At 38.0% G+C, this 17,837-nt stretch carries 16 protein-coding genes; 10 read left to right on the forward strand and 6 right to left on the reverse strand.

Features of this window, described 5'->3' with window-relative positions; genetic code table 11:
- Positions 1–77 precede the first annotated feature (77 nt).
- On the reverse strand, positions 78–1,283 hold the full coding sequence (locus tag BVC89_RS13470) for a hypothetical protein (protein ID WP_158657929.1): 1,206 nt from the start codon (positions 1,281–1,283) through the stop codon (positions 78–80).
- A 773-nt stretch (positions 1,284–2,056) separates the two neighbouring features.
- Here BVC89_RS13470 and BVC89_RS13475 point away from each other — a divergent pair.
- Positions 2,057–3,481 (forward strand): hypothetical protein, encoded by a 1,425-nt coding sequence (locus tag BVC89_RS13475; protein ID WP_086931682.1) that lies wholly within the window; start codon positions 2,057–2,059, stop codon positions 3,479–3,481.
- Between the two features lie 208 nt (positions 3,482–3,689).
- On the opposite strand, the gene BVC89_RS13480 is transcribed toward BVC89_RS13475, so the two are convergent.
- Positions 3,690–4,568, reverse strand: coding sequence for a LysR substrate-binding domain-containing protein (locus BVC89_RS13480; RefSeq protein ID WP_086931683.1), 879 nt, complete (start codon positions 4,566–4,568; stop codon positions 3,690–3,692).
- A gap of 108 nt (positions 4,569–4,676) precedes the next feature.
- Here BVC89_RS13480 and BVC89_RS13485 point away from each other — a divergent pair, with 108 nt between their 5' ends.
- The 3 genes from BVC89_RS13485 (at position 4,677) to BVC89_RS13495 (ending at position 7,205) form a co-directional block, all read left to right on the forward strand.
- Entirely contained in the window at positions 4,677–5,471 is a 795-nt protein-coding gene (locus BVC89_RS13485) for an SDR family NAD(P)-dependent oxidoreductase (protein WP_086931684.1), read from the forward strand.
- Between the two features lie 453 nt (positions 5,472–5,924).
- A complete protein-coding gene (locus BVC89_RS13490; protein ID WP_086931685.1) occupies positions 5,925–6,254 on the forward strand; it encodes a hypothetical protein in 330 nt (109 codons plus the stop codon).
- A gap of 249 nt (positions 6,255–6,503) precedes the next feature.
- On the forward strand, positions 6,504–7,205 hold the full coding sequence (locus tag BVC89_RS13495; protein ID WP_086931686.1) for a hypothetical protein: 702 nt from the start codon (positions 6,504–6,506) through the stop codon (positions 7,203–7,205).
- A 486-nt stretch (positions 7,206–7,691) separates the two neighbouring features.
- Here the strand turns inward: BVC89_RS13495 and BVC89_RS13500 are convergent, their stop codons facing one another.
- A complete protein-coding gene (locus BVC89_RS13500) occupies positions 7,692–8,180 on the reverse strand; it encodes a DUF1097 domain-containing protein (RefSeq protein ID WP_086931687.1) in 489 nt (162 codons plus the stop codon).
- Positions 8,181–8,190: 10 nt separating this feature from the next.
- On the reverse strand, positions 8,191–8,925 hold the full coding sequence (locus BVC89_RS13505; RefSeq protein WP_086931688.1) for an SDR family oxidoreductase: 735 nt from the start codon (positions 8,923–8,925) through the stop codon (positions 8,191–8,193).
- A 131-nt stretch (positions 8,926–9,056) separates the two neighbouring features.
- On the opposite strand from BVC89_RS13505, the gene BVC89_RS13510 reads away from it, so the two are divergent.
- Entirely contained in the window at positions 9,057–9,947 is an 891-nt protein-coding gene (locus BVC89_RS13510; RefSeq protein ID WP_086931689.1) for a LysR family transcriptional regulator, read from the forward strand.
- Here the strand turns inward: BVC89_RS13510 and BVC89_RS13515 are convergent.
- Positions 9,944–10,210, reverse strand: coding sequence for a LysR family transcriptional regulator (locus BVC89_RS13515; protein WP_086931690.1), 267 nt, complete (start codon positions 10,208–10,210; stop codon positions 9,944–9,946). The genes BVC89_RS13510 and BVC89_RS13515 overlap by 4 nt on opposite strands.
- A 34-nt stretch (positions 10,211–10,244) precedes the next feature.
- Positions 10,245–10,592 (reverse strand): MerR family transcriptional regulator, encoded by a 348-nt coding sequence (locus BVC89_RS13520; RefSeq protein ID WP_086931691.1) that lies wholly within the window; start codon positions 10,590–10,592, stop codon positions 10,245–10,247.
- A gap of 123 nt (positions 10,593–10,715) precedes the next feature.
- Between BVC89_RS13520 and BVC89_RS13525 the strand changes: the two genes are divergently transcribed.
- The 5 genes from BVC89_RS13525 (at position 10,716) to BVC89_RS13545 (ending at position 17,591) form a co-directional block, all read left to right on the forward strand.
- Complete coding sequence (locus tag BVC89_RS13525) at positions 10,716–11,795, forward strand: NAD(P)/FAD-dependent oxidoreductase (RefSeq protein ID WP_086931692.1); 1,080 nt, start codon at positions 10,716–10,718, stop codon at positions 11,793–11,795.
- 452 nt (positions 11,796–12,247) lie between these two features.
- On the forward strand, positions 12,248–12,535 hold the full coding sequence (locus BVC89_RS13530; RefSeq protein ID WP_086931693.1) for a hypothetical protein: 288 nt from the start codon (positions 12,248–12,250) through the stop codon (positions 12,533–12,535).
- A 392-nt stretch (positions 12,536–12,927) separates the two neighbouring features.
- The gene (locus tag BVC89_RS13535; RefSeq protein ID WP_158657930.1) at positions 12,928–15,567 is read left to right on the forward strand and encodes an ATP-binding protein; all 2,640 of its coding nucleotides are present in this window, start codon (positions 12,928–12,930) and stop codon (positions 15,565–15,567) included.
- Positions 15,568–16,111: 544 nt separating this feature from the next.
- Positions 16,112–16,891, forward strand: coding sequence for a hypothetical protein (locus BVC89_RS13540; protein WP_086931695.1), 780 nt, complete (start codon positions 16,112–16,114; stop codon positions 16,889–16,891).
- Between the two features lie 49 nt (positions 16,892–16,940).
- Positions 16,941–17,591, forward strand: a complete 651-nt coding sequence (locus tag BVC89_RS13545) for an RNA polymerase sigma factor (RefSeq protein ID WP_086931696.1) — start codon at positions 16,941–16,943, stop codon at positions 17,589–17,591.
- Positions 17,592–17,837: the final 246 nt, after the last annotated feature.

Raw genomic sequence — 17,837 nt, forward strand, 5'->3', positions numbered from 1 at the left:
AAAAAGTGATAGCAAAGCCTATTTCTAAAAATAGACTTTGCTGCTGTTACTCTTGCTATTGTTACTAAGGTGTAAACCTAGGGCAAATCACCACAAGGTGAAGAACCACACATACAAACGCTCATATTGCTACGGCTATTGGCACAGTCGGTAGCGCGATTGCCGAATATGTTTTTACATTGTTGTGTAAAATCACACTGATCAACATTGCCTGGGAAAGGATCGGGCGTCGCGGTAGGAGCAGGTGTAGGTGCTGGAGTAGGGTTAGAGTTATTAAGTGCTACTGGATTATCAAACTCGTTAAAGAAATCGTTAACATTTCTCAAACTGTTAAACCCGGTGAAATAGGTAAATTCCACCACGTCTGAGAAGTCAAAACCACCGGCTTCGATGGAAGGGTTCTCGTAGTGGCCGTTGCCACCGAAGTTATTCGCATTAGCAACACGACGAGCTTCTCGCCAACAGGCACCAGCGCCGGCACCTAATGAAATAGCTTTATTAAATTGTGCGCCTGAGTTGCTTTTTAACTGCGGGCTGCCATTACCACCAGAATTACCGTTAGGTACGCGAGTATAATCGGTGTTATTCATCACATAAGTGAGATCTGCCTGCCGTGTTTGACGCTCATTAAACTGAGGCAGTGTGCTGTGTTGGTAGATATGAATACGTTGTTTGGTGTTAATGCTACCGTTGCGCTGCTTAATTCTGCGCACAAGGTCTGCTGAAAAGTCAGATTGGCCAGCTTCAACAATAAAAATATCACCACCGCCGTTTAATACAGATAGTGCACGCGATTGTGTTTGGTTAAGGGCGTTGTTCCACTGTGATGTGCCACGTGGGCTGCCTGTTGGGCCTGAAGTGATAGGGTGGGAAAGTACCCAATTACCAGCACCAAGACACAGATCCATAACGGTGTTTGAATTGAGGAAGGCGCTTCTTTGTTGGCCTGTAGTACCGAGTACGCCCCAATAATTAAGCCCTCTGAAACGTGGATCTCTAAGCATGGTACCTACACCTGCTTGAGAGTGAATATCGTCAGCATCGGGTTTATTATCGAAAAAGAAAAATACCGCATCTTTAGATTTGTCCACTTGACCTATTCTGCCTGAACCGCCAGGATTAGGAGTTGGAGTCGGGTTGGAGCCGGCGTCGCAACGCTGGGAGCCACACATACATACGCTATTATTACTTTGGCTATTAAGACAATCGGTCGCCCTATTGCCGAAGGTAGTCCTACATTGCTGGGTAGTATTACACTGATCCATCGCGTAGACGTTACTCATATTAAACATGCCCAACAATAATACCAAAGGCGAAACAAGGCCTTTAATCGTCTTAAACTTTATCTTTGAATGCATTATTTCTGTTCTCCAAAAATTAGCAATATCTATAGAATGAGTGATTTAAAAGGTAAGGCACGATATAACTGTGTCATCAACTTAGTTGATAACAAGCGTAATAACGTAAGAAAAATAAATGAGCTTCCATCCAAGGCCAGAGCCAATTGATGGAAAAAACCACATTCGGTTACAGTTTGCTACAATAAAAATAAACGAAATAAATTATTCGATATAATCGCAGACAAAGGCCGTCATTATTTATCTAGCTATTGCGCTAATGTTAATGTGTATTACCAAAAAACCGCTTGTGGCAAAGCCAAAATAAATACTGGCTTCATTTTTACTACCGAGAAGATATTCCTTATCCTTCGCCCCCTGATGCCGGTTTCAATTCTCTGCACCAGCCAACCACGCAGGAAGATAACAAAAACAAAAAAAGAAAAAAATAAGGTAAATGTAATTATATGAAGTAATCAGCTTTATTATGTGCCGCTTTATCATGATTATTGCGATAGCTCACACATTTCTAACTGAAAACATGATTCTATCTATGCCATATTTTTTAATATATATCGATAGTGTCTAAATCTAACATGAAAAAACCGTGCTAAAATTAACACTCTAATGCTGAGTGTCTGTTCCTGTTTTTTTTTTATTATTCAGAGATAATGTCTAGCATTGGCGGCGAATATAATTAACGATCAACATTAAAAAATATGAAAACACGATATATCATCCCAGTTATTGTTTTCAGCGGCATTGCACTATTTCTTAAACTTAATCGGCCGGTTAGTTATACCGGTCAAAGTGATCCTATCTCTGATATTCAAGTGCCTGATGAACCCTCACAAATAGGCGCTGCCGTTACCGCTAATGTTAACCAATCACACAGAAAAAAGTCGCTAAATTTAAGTTCTTCATGTAATTCGTTAATTTCCTATCGTACTCCAAAAGAAAAGGCATATAGCGTAGAGCAAATACGTCACTGTATAGACAGTGTTATTAAAAAAGAAAAAGCAGAAATCGATGCACTTAAAAAACTTATTTTACTCTGGGCTCATATCAATATATCGGATGCGCTTAGCTTTGCCAAAAACTTGAGTGAACAGTTAAAACCTTATGTGTTACCTGCTACTGTACAAATAGCAACAACGATAGATTCTCACACTGTTTTACGATGGATACAAAGTGAAAATTTAGAGCAAGTATTTGATATAAAACAAGCATATTTTCGCGGTTTAGTGGATATTGGCCCGCAATCGGCATTAGAAGATATTATAGCGATTAGCAGTATGGAGGCTTCTGAGCGTGATGTGATACTTGCTTCGACTCTTGAACACTGGGCCGAGCAAGATGCTAACCAAGCTATCCAATGGATTGAAGATAAACAAATACAAAATCCGCAGATGGCTGATAAGCTAATGCAGATTAAAGTGACTTTGTTAATGAAGTTAATTAAGCAAAATGATTCGGTGGCAGAAAATAAAATATTGGCACTCGAGCCTAGTGCAGATAAAACGTTGTTATTACAAAGTTTAACAAAGCATCTCGCTAATATGGATAAAGAACTTGCCATTGAATGGGCACAAGCATTGGTAGACCCAGGTAATCGTCAGCTTACCATAAGTGCAGCATTTAAATATTGGGCAACAGATGATGTCAGCACAGATAAAATTATCGATTTAATCCTTTCTGAGTCGGATGAAAATGTAAGACAAGCCATTACTAATGAGGCTGTACAATTATTGGCTAATCGAGACAGTCAAGAACTGGCCGATAGCTTGTTTGCTTTCCCTGAAGAGGAGCATCCCAAAATCGTGGGTAAAATAGCAAATGCCTGGATTAGTTCTGATTATCAAGAAGCTAAAGAGTGGGTCAATGGGTTACCTTCTGGCAGCACAAAAGATTCTGCCATTTATCGCATAGTGACCGAAGGCTTATATAATTTTGACCAACCTGAAGAAGCTTTGGCGATGATCGAAGACATTTCACAATCACAAGTGCAATTTCATGCGCGTAGAAAAGTGTTTATGGAAGTCGCTCGTAGCGATATAGATAAAGCTCACGAGATGCTCGCTGAAGTCAACTTGTCTGATAATGAAACAAGAAGCATCGCCCGCGCATTTACAACACAGCATTAGTAGCGATTATCAAAAAGACCATTAACCTGATGGTTAAATATATCGTCCCTTAAAACACAGCGCCATTGTGTGAAACCACTTGATGTTAAGCAACTTGCGGCGGTGCATCCATGTACCGCGTTTAACCGGATACATACTGCCCCAGGTAAAATAATATGGCTTATATGAGTAATGGCTAATAGCAATATTTTTGTTTTTGAAAGTTTCCTTACAATTTTACATGTTGGCTTATAAAATCTATAAACGCTCTAATTCTGGTGGGTAGTACGGTTGTGTTGTAGTAAACCGCTTGTATTCGTTCTCGGTCGTTGGGTTCCCTTGTAAGATTCTGCAACAATGGCACCAGTCGACCTTGCTCTAGATCTTGATAAATCATAAAGTGAGATAAATAGGCGATACCATTGCCCGCAAGACAAAGTTGTCGCAGCACTTCGCCATTGCTTGCGAGAATATAGGGTGTGAGTGTTGGCGCTTTGTCAAAGCGCAAAATATTTAAATGTGCGGCATTTTGAAAACCTAAGTAGCAGTGTTGTAACAAGTCTTCTGCTGTTTGCGGCATACCGTAATTGCTCAGGTACTCAGGGCTGGCAACAAGGGATAGGGGACTTCGACCAATAAGTTTAGACTTTAAGCTTGAATCTTCTAATGTGCCAATGCGAATAGCCACATCTGATTTTTTTTCCAGTAAATCAACAACCGTATCATCAGCGGTTAATTCTATCTCAATATGTGGGTAGGTATCTAAAAACGGTTTAACTAATGGACTTAGGGCATGGAGAATAAATGAGCTAGCTGCATTTACTCGTAGCTTACCATGAGGTGTGTCTTTTAAATTATTTATTTTCTCTCTAGCGTCAGACAGTGTTTGCAAACTTTTTTGCACATCGCTAGCAAAAATTTTTCCTTCTGGTGTGAGTTCAACTTTGCGTGTTGTACGCCTAAAAAGGCTACAGTTAAGCTCCGCTTCTAAACGGGCAATCGCTCTGGATAAGGTTGCCACGTCAACGTTACTTACCTTACTGGCTGCCGAAAAACCGCCGTGTTTTGCCACTAGCATAAAATAGTTCAAATCTTCAGTTTTCAGCATAGCTTATTGTACTTTTGTCAAAAGTTATTTGTTGATTATTGTATTTTTAACAGATATCGCCCTGCTTATCATTTAAATATTATTTTTGATAACGCTAAGGTGAAAACTATGAAACTAGAACTGACAGGTAAAACCGCATTGGTCACAGCATCATCCAATGGTATTGGTTTAGAAATAGCGCGTTCACTTGCCCTTGAAGGAACGAAAGTGATCGTCAATGGTCGTTCTCTTAGCAGTGTCGACAAGGCGATTGATGCGTTAAGTGAAAGTGTCTCACCAGAGCTTCTAACGCCACTTGTTGCTGATATTGGTACTCGGGCAGGATGTAATAAAGCGATTGAGCAAATACCAAGTGTGGATATTTTAGTCAACAATTTGGGTATATATGAGGCGCTAGGTTTTTTTGATGAGACAGATGAGCATTGGCAAAATGTGATCGAAGTTAATATTATGTCTGGTGTGAGGTTGGCACGTCACTATTTACAAATCATGCTCGCTAACAAAGCTAAAGCTGGACGTGTTGTCTTTATATCCAGCGAATCTGGTATATCGCCCGCGCCTGAAATGACGCACTACAGTGCCACTAAGACAATGCAGCTGGGTATTTCTCGTGCGCTAGCATGCCTGACAAAAGGCACGGAAGTTACCGTTAATGCTGTGCTTCCTGGGCCTACATTAACCGCTAGCGTGAAGGCTTTTATTGCCGATATATATCCCAATATTCCGGCTACACAAGCAGAAAAAATGTTTATGGCACAAAATCGTCCAGGATCGTTAATTGGTCGTTTTATTCACCCAAAAGAAATTGGTGACATTGTGGCTTTTATCTGTAGCCAACGAGCGAGTGTTATCAATGGCTCGAATATTCGCGCCGAAGGTGGTTTGGTTAATAGTGTTTTTTGATAAGTAAGTTAATTAAAATGGAAATAAGTTAAGTAAAAATAAATACTTTTAAATGCTCGTTTGTATCTAATATAAAAACACACGACAAAATTTAATCTAATGTTTGTCTGTCATTTTGTCTTAATATCTTTGCAACATATTTTTATTATGTTTTTCCTCGGCTACGCCAATGGTGGGGCATCTTTTCCCTACGTCATTAACCCAGAAAAGACTAAGAGGTTTTACTGGGTTATATATGAAAAATTAGATATTTGTAAGGTTATATATTCGTAAAGTTGTACGTTTAAAAGGTTACGCATTTATACAGTTACATACTTAAAAAGTTACATACTTAAAAAGTTACATACTTAAAAAGTTACATGCTTAAGAAATTAGTAGCTATTATGTTTGTAATTTAGTTTTTGTCTTAATACTTTTGCAACACTTAAACCCTTAACATCAAAGGAATAACCCATGAAAAAAATAGCCTGTGTTTTATCTTTGATCTTTGTTAGTGCATTTGCTTCAGCAAGTTCTGTAAGAACTTACAACCTCCCTCAAGCGTCGATCCCTGGCTCTGGCAATGAGTATATCTTTGTCACTGCAACTAATGGTAGCGGCTTTTGTGTAGCACAAACAGGTAACACTCGCGATCGTATTGTTGATGGCCAAATGATGTGTGGTGAAGATGAGTCCTCTTATGCTGCTTATGATTTTTCAAGCAGAACATTCTTCCGTCAGTCAACGGGTAGCAAGAATCAGTGCTATCCCATCTTCCGTTCGATCACCTGCCGTCATTTTTAATTAGTTTATTGCCTCATTTTGTCGCCGAGCCTTACACATATAGGCTCGGTATTATCTTCATATTTTTCCACATGCACTTCCTTGTAATGTGTTGTAATAGTTTTTTACCTATAAGGTTTTACACTACGAAGTGTTGTTGCCTTTGGTTTTTTTATTATTAGGCACAGTGTTATGTCAGATATTTATTTGTTTAATAAATTTTAGTATTTATAGACTTTTTTATGGCAGAGTAATACATTGGAGATGAACATGGGGATATATTGCGTAAGTAAAATGAGGCTTGCATGGACTGCAAAAAATACAAGTAGTACAAAATATGGTAGTGCAAAATATGTAAGGAGGAATGTAAGAAACCCCTATAGAAATATAACACATTTTTTGAGGGGGGCAGATCAAGATAAAAAATATATGCCAGAAAGTGTACTAAACCGCTTGAGTAGGTCGACACTAGAGTTCTTTATTCATAAACATGGGGCTAAAATTTCTTCTCCTTTTTATTTCAAAAATATTACCAACAGACGTGATATTTTTGAAATAGCATACCCAAATAAAATTGACCTTAATAATTCTGAACAGTGTAGGAGTATGCTTGAAGAAATATATCATGGGGATATAACTAATTCTATTCTTGGCAGTATTGAAGGAAAATCATACCGACCGTTTGATGAGCCGCTCGACTATTTAAATACACCTGCTGTGAAATTTTTAAATGAAATCTTAGCTAAGATGGCTTCTAAAGCCTATACTGAAAATTTTCACATTCCTCAAAAAAACCATCTACAATGGGGAATCAATCAGATGAAGAAATACACTAGCCATAAAAAATACGGTGCAGTATCGAAAAAAAGCATACTAAAAGTTATTGATAATGGGTATTTTGATACATCTATTGATAACCTTGGTTGGAAAAAAAATGATTTAAAAACTGCAATAGAGTTGTTATGGGTGTAATATAAGACTTTTAAATAGGCGATGTTTGCACTAATTTATTTATGCCTGTGAGTAAGTGTTACCTAGGGCCTATTTCTATTAGTATCAACAGGCTTTAGCTTAAAATCGGTAGGTTGCAAAAACACCAACACCTATACTACTTTTGATACTCAAGCCATTACCCTTATAAAGATAGCCCCTTATAAAGATAGCCTCCTAGGCCATCAAAAAAAGGAAATAGAAAAATATCCAGTTCATCTGAGCCTTGAACTTCCGCCATGCTATACATACCAAAGCTTGCATTGATCTGCCACCTATTTTCTTCTGGTTTTTTATTGTTTTAAGCAAGGCTTGTATTCGTTAATAGTGATAACAGTAAAGCATTGCAAGTAAGGTATAGAACATAAGTAGATCAAGCACACAACCTGCGGTAAGCTTGTTGGTCGCAGGTTGTGCGCTTCACTTTCACCACCAATGTTAAAATTTTAAATAATACCCGCAATGCTGTTAATTAAAATATTGTTGAAGCTGGTGTGCAATATAGCCCGATATACTGCCTAGAATAATGGTTAAAACTACTAAAGTAACAGAGTAGGGCGTCGGTTGTGTATGTATCGCAAAGTATGTGATTAATCCTAAAAACCACGCAACAATATTACCTACCCACCGTAACCCTCGCATGGAAACCACAAATATAGCGACAAAAAAAACCACTATTGCAAATGCCATTACGCCGGCCTTTACAATAAGTAACTTCACACAACTTGCAGCAATAATTCCTAATAGCACACCCAGGCATGTACATAAGGCACTAGAAATAGTGCCCTTAATGGTTCCGGGATTGGTAAAATACGCTACCCAGCCAATAAACATGACCCATGGGGTCATGGAGAAATAAGCGCTAATTGTTGCAGCAATAGCTGCTATAAGTGCGGCAATAAACGTGTGTTGGTGGTATCTTGAGGAGAAATTAACCATTGAAGAATGCGCTGACATAAGCTTTTCCTTAAATTATTCCACCATTGGCTCGGATCACTTGGCCATTAATCCAATCACCGTCTTGGCTTGCCAAAAATGCCACCACTTCAGCAATATCCTCCACCTTACCAAGCCGTTCTAGCGGGCTCATAGCAGCAAGTTTTTCCACTACTTCTTTGGGTTTATCGTTTAAAAAAAGCTGTGTTGCTGTCGGTCCAGGCGCAACACAATTGACCGTTATCGACTTACCGCGCAATTCTTTTGAAAGTATTGTAGACATAGTTTCAACAGCAGATTTAGTAGCAGCGTAGACACCATAGCCTTCCAGTTTTAATCCCACAACGCTGCTGGAAATACTGATGATTCTGCCGTTTCTCTGAGTTCTTTCTGAGGCCATACGCAAAACATTGAATGCGCCTTTAAAATTAATTGCCACCTGACGATCAAACAATTCATCGCTGCTCTGTGTGACAGCGGCTAACTTCATAATACCGGCATTATTGATAACTACGTCAATAGCGCCCAATTCACTCTCAGCGGTTTCAAACATATGTGCAACGTCTTCGAGTTGTGATACATCGCATCGAATAGCAATCGCTTTTCCACCATTGGCCTGTATGGTGTTGGCTAGTGTCTGCGCTTCTTGTTTCCCTGAAACATAGTTGATGGCGACAGCAAACGATTGATCGGCTAGTTTCTTCACGATGCCTGCGCCTATTCCTTTGGAACCACCGGTTACCAGAGCCACTTTTTGAATAGTCATATAGAACCCCTTAACAGTTGTTTAAATAAGGTGTTTAAGTATAGTGTTAATGTTTGCATTAATAATTGCTATATTTTAAACATCATTGTTCCATTTAGATTAACAATGCAGTAAAGAAAGTAGACAGGCTTATGGATAGATTTAAAGAGTTACAGGTCTTCATTCGTGTGGCGCAAAGACGCAGTTTCCTGTTAGCGTCGGAGGATTTACTGATACCCAGAAGTACTGTAACTAATCTGGTTAAACGTATGGAGGCGAGGTTAGGTGTAAGATTACTGGAGCGCACCACCCGTAAGGTGGGTTTGACCCATGAGGGTGAGGCCTATTACCAACGAGCAATTAATATTCTTAGTGACCTTGAGGAAATGGATACGGCTTTTTCCGATACTTCGCCTAAAGGTATATTGCGGGCAAATCTACAGGGCACGTTAGCGAAGCATTTTGTTGTACCAAAACTCAATGATTTTTTGGTTCGCTATCCGGATGTAACCCTTCAACTGGCGGAAGACGACAGGCTGGTTGATCTAGTGGGGGAAGGCTTTGATTGTGCCTTACGAGCCGGCAATTTGCAGGATTCAAGCCTCATTGCCAAACCTATTGCACTGATGCCACAGGTGACTGTGGCGAGTCCCCAATACCTAAAACAATTAGGATCTATAGACTCATTAGAAGTACTCAAAAGTCACTTTGCCGTTGGCTATAGTTTAGATGCCGCGGCTAAACCGAATACCCTGGAATTTCGCCACAAGGAGCAGTATCGTGAAGTCGTACTGCCCGCGAGAATTTATGTTGCCGGTGCAGATTTGTACACCGGTGCTGCACTGGCGGGCTTAGGAATAATACAGGTTCCTAAATATCGTATTGCCGAACAATTGAGTAAGAAACAACTTGTTGAAATACTCCCTGATCATCCACCACCACCCATGCCTGTATCGGTGATTTATCCGCAAAAAGCACATCTTTCTCCTCGTACACGAGTTTTTGTGCAATGGCTAAATGAAATTTTTCACGCACAAATCTAGCTGTCGGCACTTTGGTTAATAATGCCATTAATTTCAGGCTCAAGTTGCAGAGCTAAGTCAGTTGCCACCATACCTCTGCCTGAAGTAGAGGCGACTAAGAGAGGATTGTTAAAGATTTCCCGCAGGCCAGAGAGCCTGCCAGATAATGCAGATTGTGACAGTGAGAGAGCTTTGGCAATATGAGTGACATTTTTTTCGCGCAGCAAAATTTGCAGTGTTACGAGCAAGCTAACATCGAGTTCTTGAATTTTTTCAGTAGACATAAGTAATTATCGTCAGGCTCTTACCTCCAGCCGTTTATTTTTTCTCCGCCGCCAATTGGCCTTCTAAAAACTCAATAACCTTCTGAATTTGCGTGGCGCGTTCTTTTAGCTCGGCAATTTTTTCCTCTACCACCTTGCGACCATGGACTTCATCGCAGCCATTGCCAATAGCCGACATTAAGCTTTTAAGGTCGGCCACAGACATACCTGCCTCTCGGGCCTTTGTGAGGAACTGTAGCAATAAGATATTTTCTTCTGGATATTGCCGGTAGTTGTTGGTTTCGCTCTCACTGGGAATAGAACTGATCAAGCCGTTTCTTTCATAGAATCTGATTGTGGATAGGCTGACGCCTGTTCTCTCTGCTAAATCGCCAATACGCATTATCTCACCTCGAAACTATAAACCATGAACCATTGTGTATTGTTTTTTCTTTTCATGTATCTTAATATGCCATCTACGTTGGTGTTAAACAAACGTTGAAAAGCATAAGCTAGGAACAAACAAATGACAAAACGTATTGCAATAGTTGGCGGCGGTTATGCTGGAGCTCAGCTGGCTAAAGGCTTGGAGTCTGAAGCTCGCATCACATTGATTGAGGAACGCAGCCATTTTGTTCATGCCTCCGCCTTGATCCGTGCACTTGTTGACCCATCCATTCTGGACGAAGCATTGATTCCCTACGATAAACTCCTCAAACAGGGCAAAGTAGTGCGAGGAAGCGCTGTTTCTGTGAGAGAAGATAGTATTTTGCTTGCCGATGGCAGGTGTATCCACGCCGACTATATTGTAGTGGCCACAGGTTCTGAAAATGCTATGCCATTTAAAGCAAAGGGCGCTGATATTGAAGGCCTACGGCGCGCCAACGCCCATATTCATAGCCACTTAAAGCAAGCTCGAACTATTGCTATTGTCGGTGCGGGGGCTGTTGGAGTTGAACTCGCTGGTGAGATTAAACACTTTATGCCAAACAAACAGGTGACCTTAATTTCTAACCGGCAAGCACTTTTCCCAAGTCAGCCGGATAAGCTTGGCCTCCAACTTATAGATAAGTTAAAAGCTCTAGGAGTGGAAATCTTGTTGGGAGTAAGAGCTGAAAATCTTGAAAGTACGACAATGCCTTATCAAGGAGAGCTTGCTTTATCAAATGGTCAGAGGATTGGCGCTGATTTAATTTTTCCAAGTATCGGTTCACGTGCATGTCCAAGTTTACTTGAAAACCTTCCTGGTGCCCAAAAAAGCACGGCCAATAGAATAAAAGTAGATCAATGGATGCGTCCTTCGTCGTATCACGAGGTATTCGCCGTGGGCGATGTTGCAGATAGTGGTGATGCCATGACAATTGCAGCCATCACTCGTCAGGTACCCTGGTTAAAGAAGACACTACTGGCTCTTACAAGGGGAGAATCATTAGAAAAGTTAAGACCTTATCGTCCGTGGGGCGAGAAAGCTCCCATTGTAGTCACCCTTGGGCCTACCAGGGGTAATTCGTACTTGGGAGTGTTTACTGCCGGTAATTTTTTAACGCGTATGCTAAAAGGTAAAGACCTTACTACTAGATACAATAGGATTTTTGGTCGCCAGTGAATTTAGTACTTATTTTTATGTTATGTGCAAAAACCTCTTTATGATATGGCTATTTTTCTGCGAAGTTTTACCTTGGCTGTAAAGGGTTTTATCGAAACTTTCAAGCATTTTGTATTGTGATTAATTATTGTTTTAGTTTCGCTATAGAAATAAAATAACAGTAGCCCAATCAAGTTGTAATAGCTTCGAAAAAGGCTAAGAAAGGTAAAGTAATAATGATATGTTTCAAACGAAAGTTGACATAATACCGATGTAACAAAAACTCTAAAAAGAGAATAGTATGAAAAAAAGAGAAAATGCCAGTATAAAACTGAATGCAGTTAAACTTAAAGCTTTGAGAAAAAAAAGGCTTAACCCAAGATACTCTTGCACAACAGTTATTTGATGAAAAAATAGCTGTATCCATTGCATCTATAAAAAGGGCTGAAACCGGTCATAAGGTACTGTACCGAGTGGCAACAGCCATATCTCGTTTTTACGGCGTGACAGTCGAATATCTAAGTGATATGTCTTATCCAGATGATCATCATAGTGTTGCTAGTGATCGTAGCATTGATGTTCATAATACCTATAATCCCCACGTTACTCAAAACACCTCTATACTTGCAACTGCAAAGTTAGAGAAGAAAGCTGATCTAAACTCACTCGAAAAAAAAACAGAGAACTGGAAGAAAATAACCTCATCAGCCAATTGCAGCACTTTAATAAAAATACATATTTTGGAATATCTATTATTTTAATTGCCAATGAGCCGCATGTATTCTCACGAGTGAAAAAAATACTAGACCAATCTGAGATCTATTATTGCAAAAAACGTACATACTTTCACTTGTTAATTTGTGGGACGGAAACGAATCTTAATAGCTTTGATATATTCAAGATAATTTGTTTACATCTGCAAAGAATTTTTGGTGACAAAATATGTATTATCGCGAATTTGCTTTCGAGCGAAGTTAATGCCGAGCAGTATTTCTCTAATCAAAGCCATGAGCTGGCAAAATTAGTACTAAACAATGATAAAAACACCTTACATAGAGTAAAGAAGAACCTTCCATCCATACCGTGGGGAAGTTTGATAGTGTGTCTCGACATAGCCACTTCTGGTTATTGCTATCATTTAAATAAGATATTTGTGGATAATGGAAAGCATTGGTTTCTCGCATCTATAACCGCCAATGATAATAGTCTTGTTTGTCGTGAAGACGAACTTGACTATATGAAATACTTGCTAGGCTATTTCTTACGTCACAAGGATAGTCCGCAACCCGGACTCACATTACATATTAATGGTGTAAGAGGTATCGGTAAAACACATATAATCGATAGTTTTATAGAGATAATTGTAAACGACTATAAAAAATCCAGCAGCGGTAAAAATAGACAATCAATAAAATCTGATAGCATTCAGGTAATAAAAATTAATGCGAAAGAAAATAGTATATTCAGTAAGCTATCCTTAGTGCGAAAATTGATGTCCTGTTTACTAGGGTTACCTGAAGACTTCGAAGATAATGACTTTAGAACAGCATTACACAACATACTTATACCGGTAGAACTTCACCTTCCAGTCCTATATTTATCAAGCGTAGAATTGAAAGATAGCGAGAAGGATATATACCGTGAATTACCCGAAGCATATAGAGAAAAAGTAGAAACATCTGCGATAAAAAAAATAATTTCCTTACTAACGAGTGGTGTGGCACTAGTTCTAGCGATAGACGATATAGAGTCTGTTGAGCAGATGGAGAATAAAAATAGATACCGAAAACAGTTAAATATGTTAATAAATGCGACGTATAACCAGAAAGTGTTTTTACTGACCAGTTCGAAAAGTAAAAATATATTTCAAGTAGTCCCGCAGCCCAATAGGAAAATTCATTTTTTAGAATTATGTTATTTTGACCTAGATCAAACAATAGCTGTTGGTAATAGTGTCGCGCTTAGAGAATCCACATTACGAACAGATAAAACACCTTCAATTAGAGCCTTTAGTGCTAAAACAGCTATGGGGCTCCCTGGAGTTATTGTAGAGAGTGTGTTATGTGGACTGTTAAATCAGGATTTATCTACCGCGCTAAAAGATAAAATGAATCTCATACTCCAGCAATTCTCTCCCAATGTAAGAGTAGCTATTAAGCTTGCTGCCGTATTTGGCAACAGCGTTAACGCTGAGCAGGTGAAATCTATACAAGCACTTAGTCTGAAATTAAGTGGGGAAGCATCCAAAAGTGGATGGTTGGATATACAACAATTTCCTGATAACTGTGGGTTTTTTATCAAATCAAAAGAGGTATACCATTTCTATCATAGTTCAGTTAGGACTGCTATTGTCAATACCTTATCAGATCTGGAAACAACATATCTAAATCAATATTGTGCACAATGGTTTAAGGGTATTGATTTTACTACAGAACTGGTGTTTAAAATACGAACCGGAGATCTTTCATCCATCATTCTTGCCTTAGAAGAAGCGAGTAAGCTCAATAATACTTATCAGTTTAATGCCGCTTCAACGTTGATAAACGAAATACTAGATATAAAACCTGATATTAAACATCAAGATTTAATACATAAAAGCTTGTTAATTCAAGCACAATGTTTCGTTGCAAAATACTCTATTCAAGAAGCTATTGGTATTTATAACAAAATAATAGAACAATCTAAAATAAAAGAAATGTTAGCCACCTGTTACATCGGTCTTGTGAAATTATACCGCCTAATTGGATCAAGAAATAGAGTGAGTGAATACTTATATCTGGCAGAGCATTATGGAGAAAAATGTCGGAAATGGCATGTTTTATCAGAAATTTTTCAACAAAAAGGAGATTATTTAATCTCTATTGGGAAATTGCAAGAAGCAGAAGACTCTTTAAAAAAATCCATTGTTAATAGTGGTAAAATAAGAAATAAAATGTTAGCAAATAAAGCTAAAATTAGTGTTAGCCATATTGCACATCTGAAAAATGATATTACATATGCGACAAAAGTAGCTCAGGAACTCACCGTAGATATTAAGGTTAACAGTGCTCTTTCACTAAGCAGTGAAGTTTTATACTTGCAGGCCATACTAGAGATAGAAACACTTAATTTTAAAAATATCAGTAAGTATGCTCTTCAAGCGCTACATGCGGCAATGGCGACAGGTGAAGTAAAGGTTGAGCTTGATACGCGTTTATTAATATGTGACATTTTTTTAGAGAATCTATCTCTAAAAAAGGTAAGAGATGAAATTCTATATGCTTTAGACTTGGCTAAAAAAGTAGAAACGCCTTACTATGAGTCGCTATTTTTAGGGAAGTATGCTCAGCTTCATTATTTCGAAGGAAATCGAGATGAAGCTAAAAATAACATATTAAAATCCGTCAAACTAATGAAAATTAATAATCTTGATTGGTTTATAGGCGGCAGTATATATACTATTCAGGCACTTGTGCTGAGTGATGAAAGTTATGCTAGAAGAGCTCTCAGAAAAGCTGAAAGAATTAACAAGATGATGGAATCTAAAAGTCATTCTATCGTGTTTTATCAGCGAGCAATGCAATTTTGTTGGCAAAAAAAAGATGTTGATATGTTAGTTGAATACTATTATGAGTTGTCAAAAATTCACGATAAAAACCCATCATTAAAAAGTGAGTTTTACCTTCAACGAGGGAATTTAATGATCGATATATTAAACGGAGTTGCGACCGTTAAGGAGCTAACAAACTTCAATAGTAGGGCGACTGAACTTGGTAAGATGTCATCACGTTTGAGTGTATACATTAATAAATAATTTGTTGAATTGCGCCGGCAAAAATAGTATTGCTGGCGCTTCGTGTTTCATTTGCTTGTGATTCACTTACTACGTCATATGTCTATTAAATTAACTCCCTACCTTGTTGAGTGCTTAATCAAAATATAAAAGATAATTCCTGTTAGGTCTGTAGTACACTAAAATATCCCATAATGATTGTATAGGTGACAATTTTATTATTGTTAATTTTCACTAAATCGCAATCTGTTCAATATTTCTTAACGCGAAAAATTAATGTTTTAAATGACTGGGGTGGTGAAAAACAAGGACGCATGAGCCCTTTTGGCTTTTTATTAATAAGACAAAAGGTATCACTTTAGTAGCAGATTGTTGTATCTAGGTAATATTTTGTCATTTGTTAGAAGTTAATTTATTTGTCGATCTCACACTGATACCAAACTAATACGGTCGTATTTCTCTGTAGTTGTATATTTTACTTATCAAAAAAATCATATTTTCATTAATAAAAATTGAGCAATTTTTAAAAGATAAGATTTAAAAAATACAAGAAGGAATGCGATAAATGGTAAATAAGCCAAAAGAAGTTATGCAGTGGGCCGATAGAGTAAAAGCTTCTACAAGGTCGCTATGTGATCTAAATGTCGATGATCTTCATTCGATTCTTTCGAAGGAAAAAATAAAAAAGTATATAAATTATGCTGTCTTTAATACCGAGCCTTCTGTGTTAATAGAAATTGTGGATAATTTTATTGGGGAAGGACTTGGAAAAAAAGAGAAGAATATTTTAGAAAATTTTTTCTTGGTAATAGAAAGAATTATATGGTCATTAGGAAACTCAATCCCTGGGCCAGACAAAATACAGAGAATAGATTTAGACCAAGGGTATTCTAATTTTGAGAGACCTCTCGCTCTTGAAAGTGCTTACGGATATGCCAAAAACATTGAGTCTTCCTTAATAGCATTGGAAGAAAGCCAAAGTTTCCAAAACTGGATGAATCTTGTCAATTTAACGAATCCCTTATCTCCAGAAAACATAGCAGCACAGGAAGATATCATCCAATGGGCTGATGCTTGGGCAACCGATGAAAAATACAGAATTTATATAAGGTTAAGTAAGGATGAAACCCTAGAAGCACGAAAAACAGGCCAGCTACTCGAGTGTGGCGCATGGGTGTTTAATCAACATCCTCGTCTACTAAAAGTAGTAGACCAGCTTGATTCTTGGAGTGTCAAGATCAATCACAGCAATGGTAATGACTTAATTTATGTCGTAGAAAAAATGCGTAAAGAGATGAACTGCGATCACTCTGAAAAATGGCTCAATAGACATAATAAAAACTAAATTAAGTGTGAAAACACAAATTTTACCTACTATATGCTGGAAAATAACTATGCCTGTTCCATCTATTCGCTATCAAAAACATCCGGAATTAAATAATAAAAAAAAACCCGTCACAGAAAATTTTACAATAGAAAAAGAGAGTGCAAATGTATCCGAAGATGAATTTCACTTACTAAAATTACAAGAAAACACAAATCACTTCTGGGATTTATGGAAAATTTATGAAAAAAAAGTATTTTCCTATTGTTTGTACAGACTGTCGTCAAATTATCATGATGCGGAAGATCTGTGTAGTGAAACCATGCTGCGTGCTTACCTTAAATTACCTCATGTCAGTACAAAGACTATCATCTATCCTTGGCTTATAAAGGTATGTAGGAATATATATTTTGACCTACTGCGCAGGAAAAAGATTTTTAATAAGATAGTGGAAGAGCTCGAAGAAGAGGTGGTTATAGTAGAGCTGAGTCACTTTTTTCAAAAAGAAAAGAGTATCGCAACAATTTGTTATATTAAAAAAGTAATAGACTTACTTCCTGAGAAGGCCAGCTACATTAGTCGACAATATTTTTTTGAAGAGAGAAGTTATTGTGAAATAAGTCGAGAATTAGGTTGCACAGAAGCTTATGTAAGAAAACAGATTTTCAAAGTTAGGGGGTATTTGATACCGGCATGCAGACGGTACATGAATGATTACTAATATTTTTTGGCGCGCAAAGCGCCTCGCATCGTGCCTGTTTACATCGCATCCTGAAATACAAAATAAATAGGAACAAAGAAATAACCGATACGTATATATCAGTACTATAAGGTGATAAATAAATACTAGTGGTTTAGATATTAATCGGAAAGATTGAAGTTATGTAATCGAACTCATAAGGTCTAATTAAAAAGGAACAAAAAAACCTGTTGTGCGTTAATAAAGTATGTTGGAAACATTTAATCG

This window comes from Agarilytica rhodophyticola (assembly GCF_002157225.2).
GTDB lineage: Bacteria > Pseudomonadota > Gammaproteobacteria > Pseudomonadales > Cellvibrionaceae > Agarilytica > Agarilytica rhodophyticola.

Coding starts and splice junctions, on each gene's coding strand:
- BVC89_RS13520 (WP_086931691.1), bottom strand. CDS start 10,592: ATGCGTATTGGCGATTTAGCAGAGAGAACAGGCGTCAGCCTATCCACA.
- BVC89_RS13470 (WP_158657929.1), bottom strand. CDS start 1,283: ATGAGTAACGTCTACGCGATGGATCAGTGTAATACTACCCAGCAATGT.
- BVC89_RS13545 (WP_086931696.1), top strand. CDS start 16,941: ATGCCTGTTCCATCTATTCGCTATCAAAAACATCCGGAATTAAATAAT.
- BVC89_RS13490 (WP_086931685.1), top strand. CDS start 5,925: ATGAAAAAAATAGCCTGTGTTTTATCTTTGATCTTTGTTAGTGCATTT.
- BVC89_RS13510 (WP_086931689.1), top strand. CDS start 9,057: ATGGATAGATTTAAAGAGTTACAGGTCTTCATTCGTGTGGCGCAAAGA.
- BVC89_RS13500 (WP_086931687.1), bottom strand. CDS start 8,180: ATGTCAGCGCATTCTTCAATGGTTAATTTCTCCTCAAGATACCACCAA.
- BVC89_RS13505 (WP_086931688.1), bottom strand. CDS start 8,925: ATGACTATTCAAAAAGTGGCTCTGGTAACCGGTGGTTCCAAAGGAATA.
- BVC89_RS13475 (WP_086931682.1), top strand. CDS start 2,057: ATGAAAACACGATATATCATCCCAGTTATTGTTTTCAGCGGCATTGCA.
- BVC89_RS13515 (WP_086931690.1), bottom strand. CDS start 10,210: ATGTCTACTGAAAAAATTCAAGAACTCGATGTTAGCTTGCTCGTAACA.
- BVC89_RS13485 (WP_086931684.1), top strand. CDS start 4,677: ATGAAACTAGAACTGACAGGTAAAACCGCATTGGTCACAGCATCATCC.
- BVC89_RS13540 (WP_086931695.1), top strand. CDS start 16,112: ATGGTAAATAAGCCAAAAGAAGTTATGCAGTGGGCCGATAGAGTAAAA.
- BVC89_RS13495 (WP_086931686.1), top strand. CDS start 6,504: ATGGGGATATATTGCGTAAGTAAAATGAGGCTTGCATGGACTGCAAAA.
- BVC89_RS13480 (WP_086931683.1), bottom strand. CDS start 4,568: ATGCTGAAAACTGAAGATTTGAACTATTTTATGCTAGTGGCAAAACAC.
- BVC89_RS13525 (WP_086931692.1), top strand. CDS start 10,716: ATGACAAAACGTATTGCAATAGTTGGCGGCGGTTATGCTGGAGCTCAG.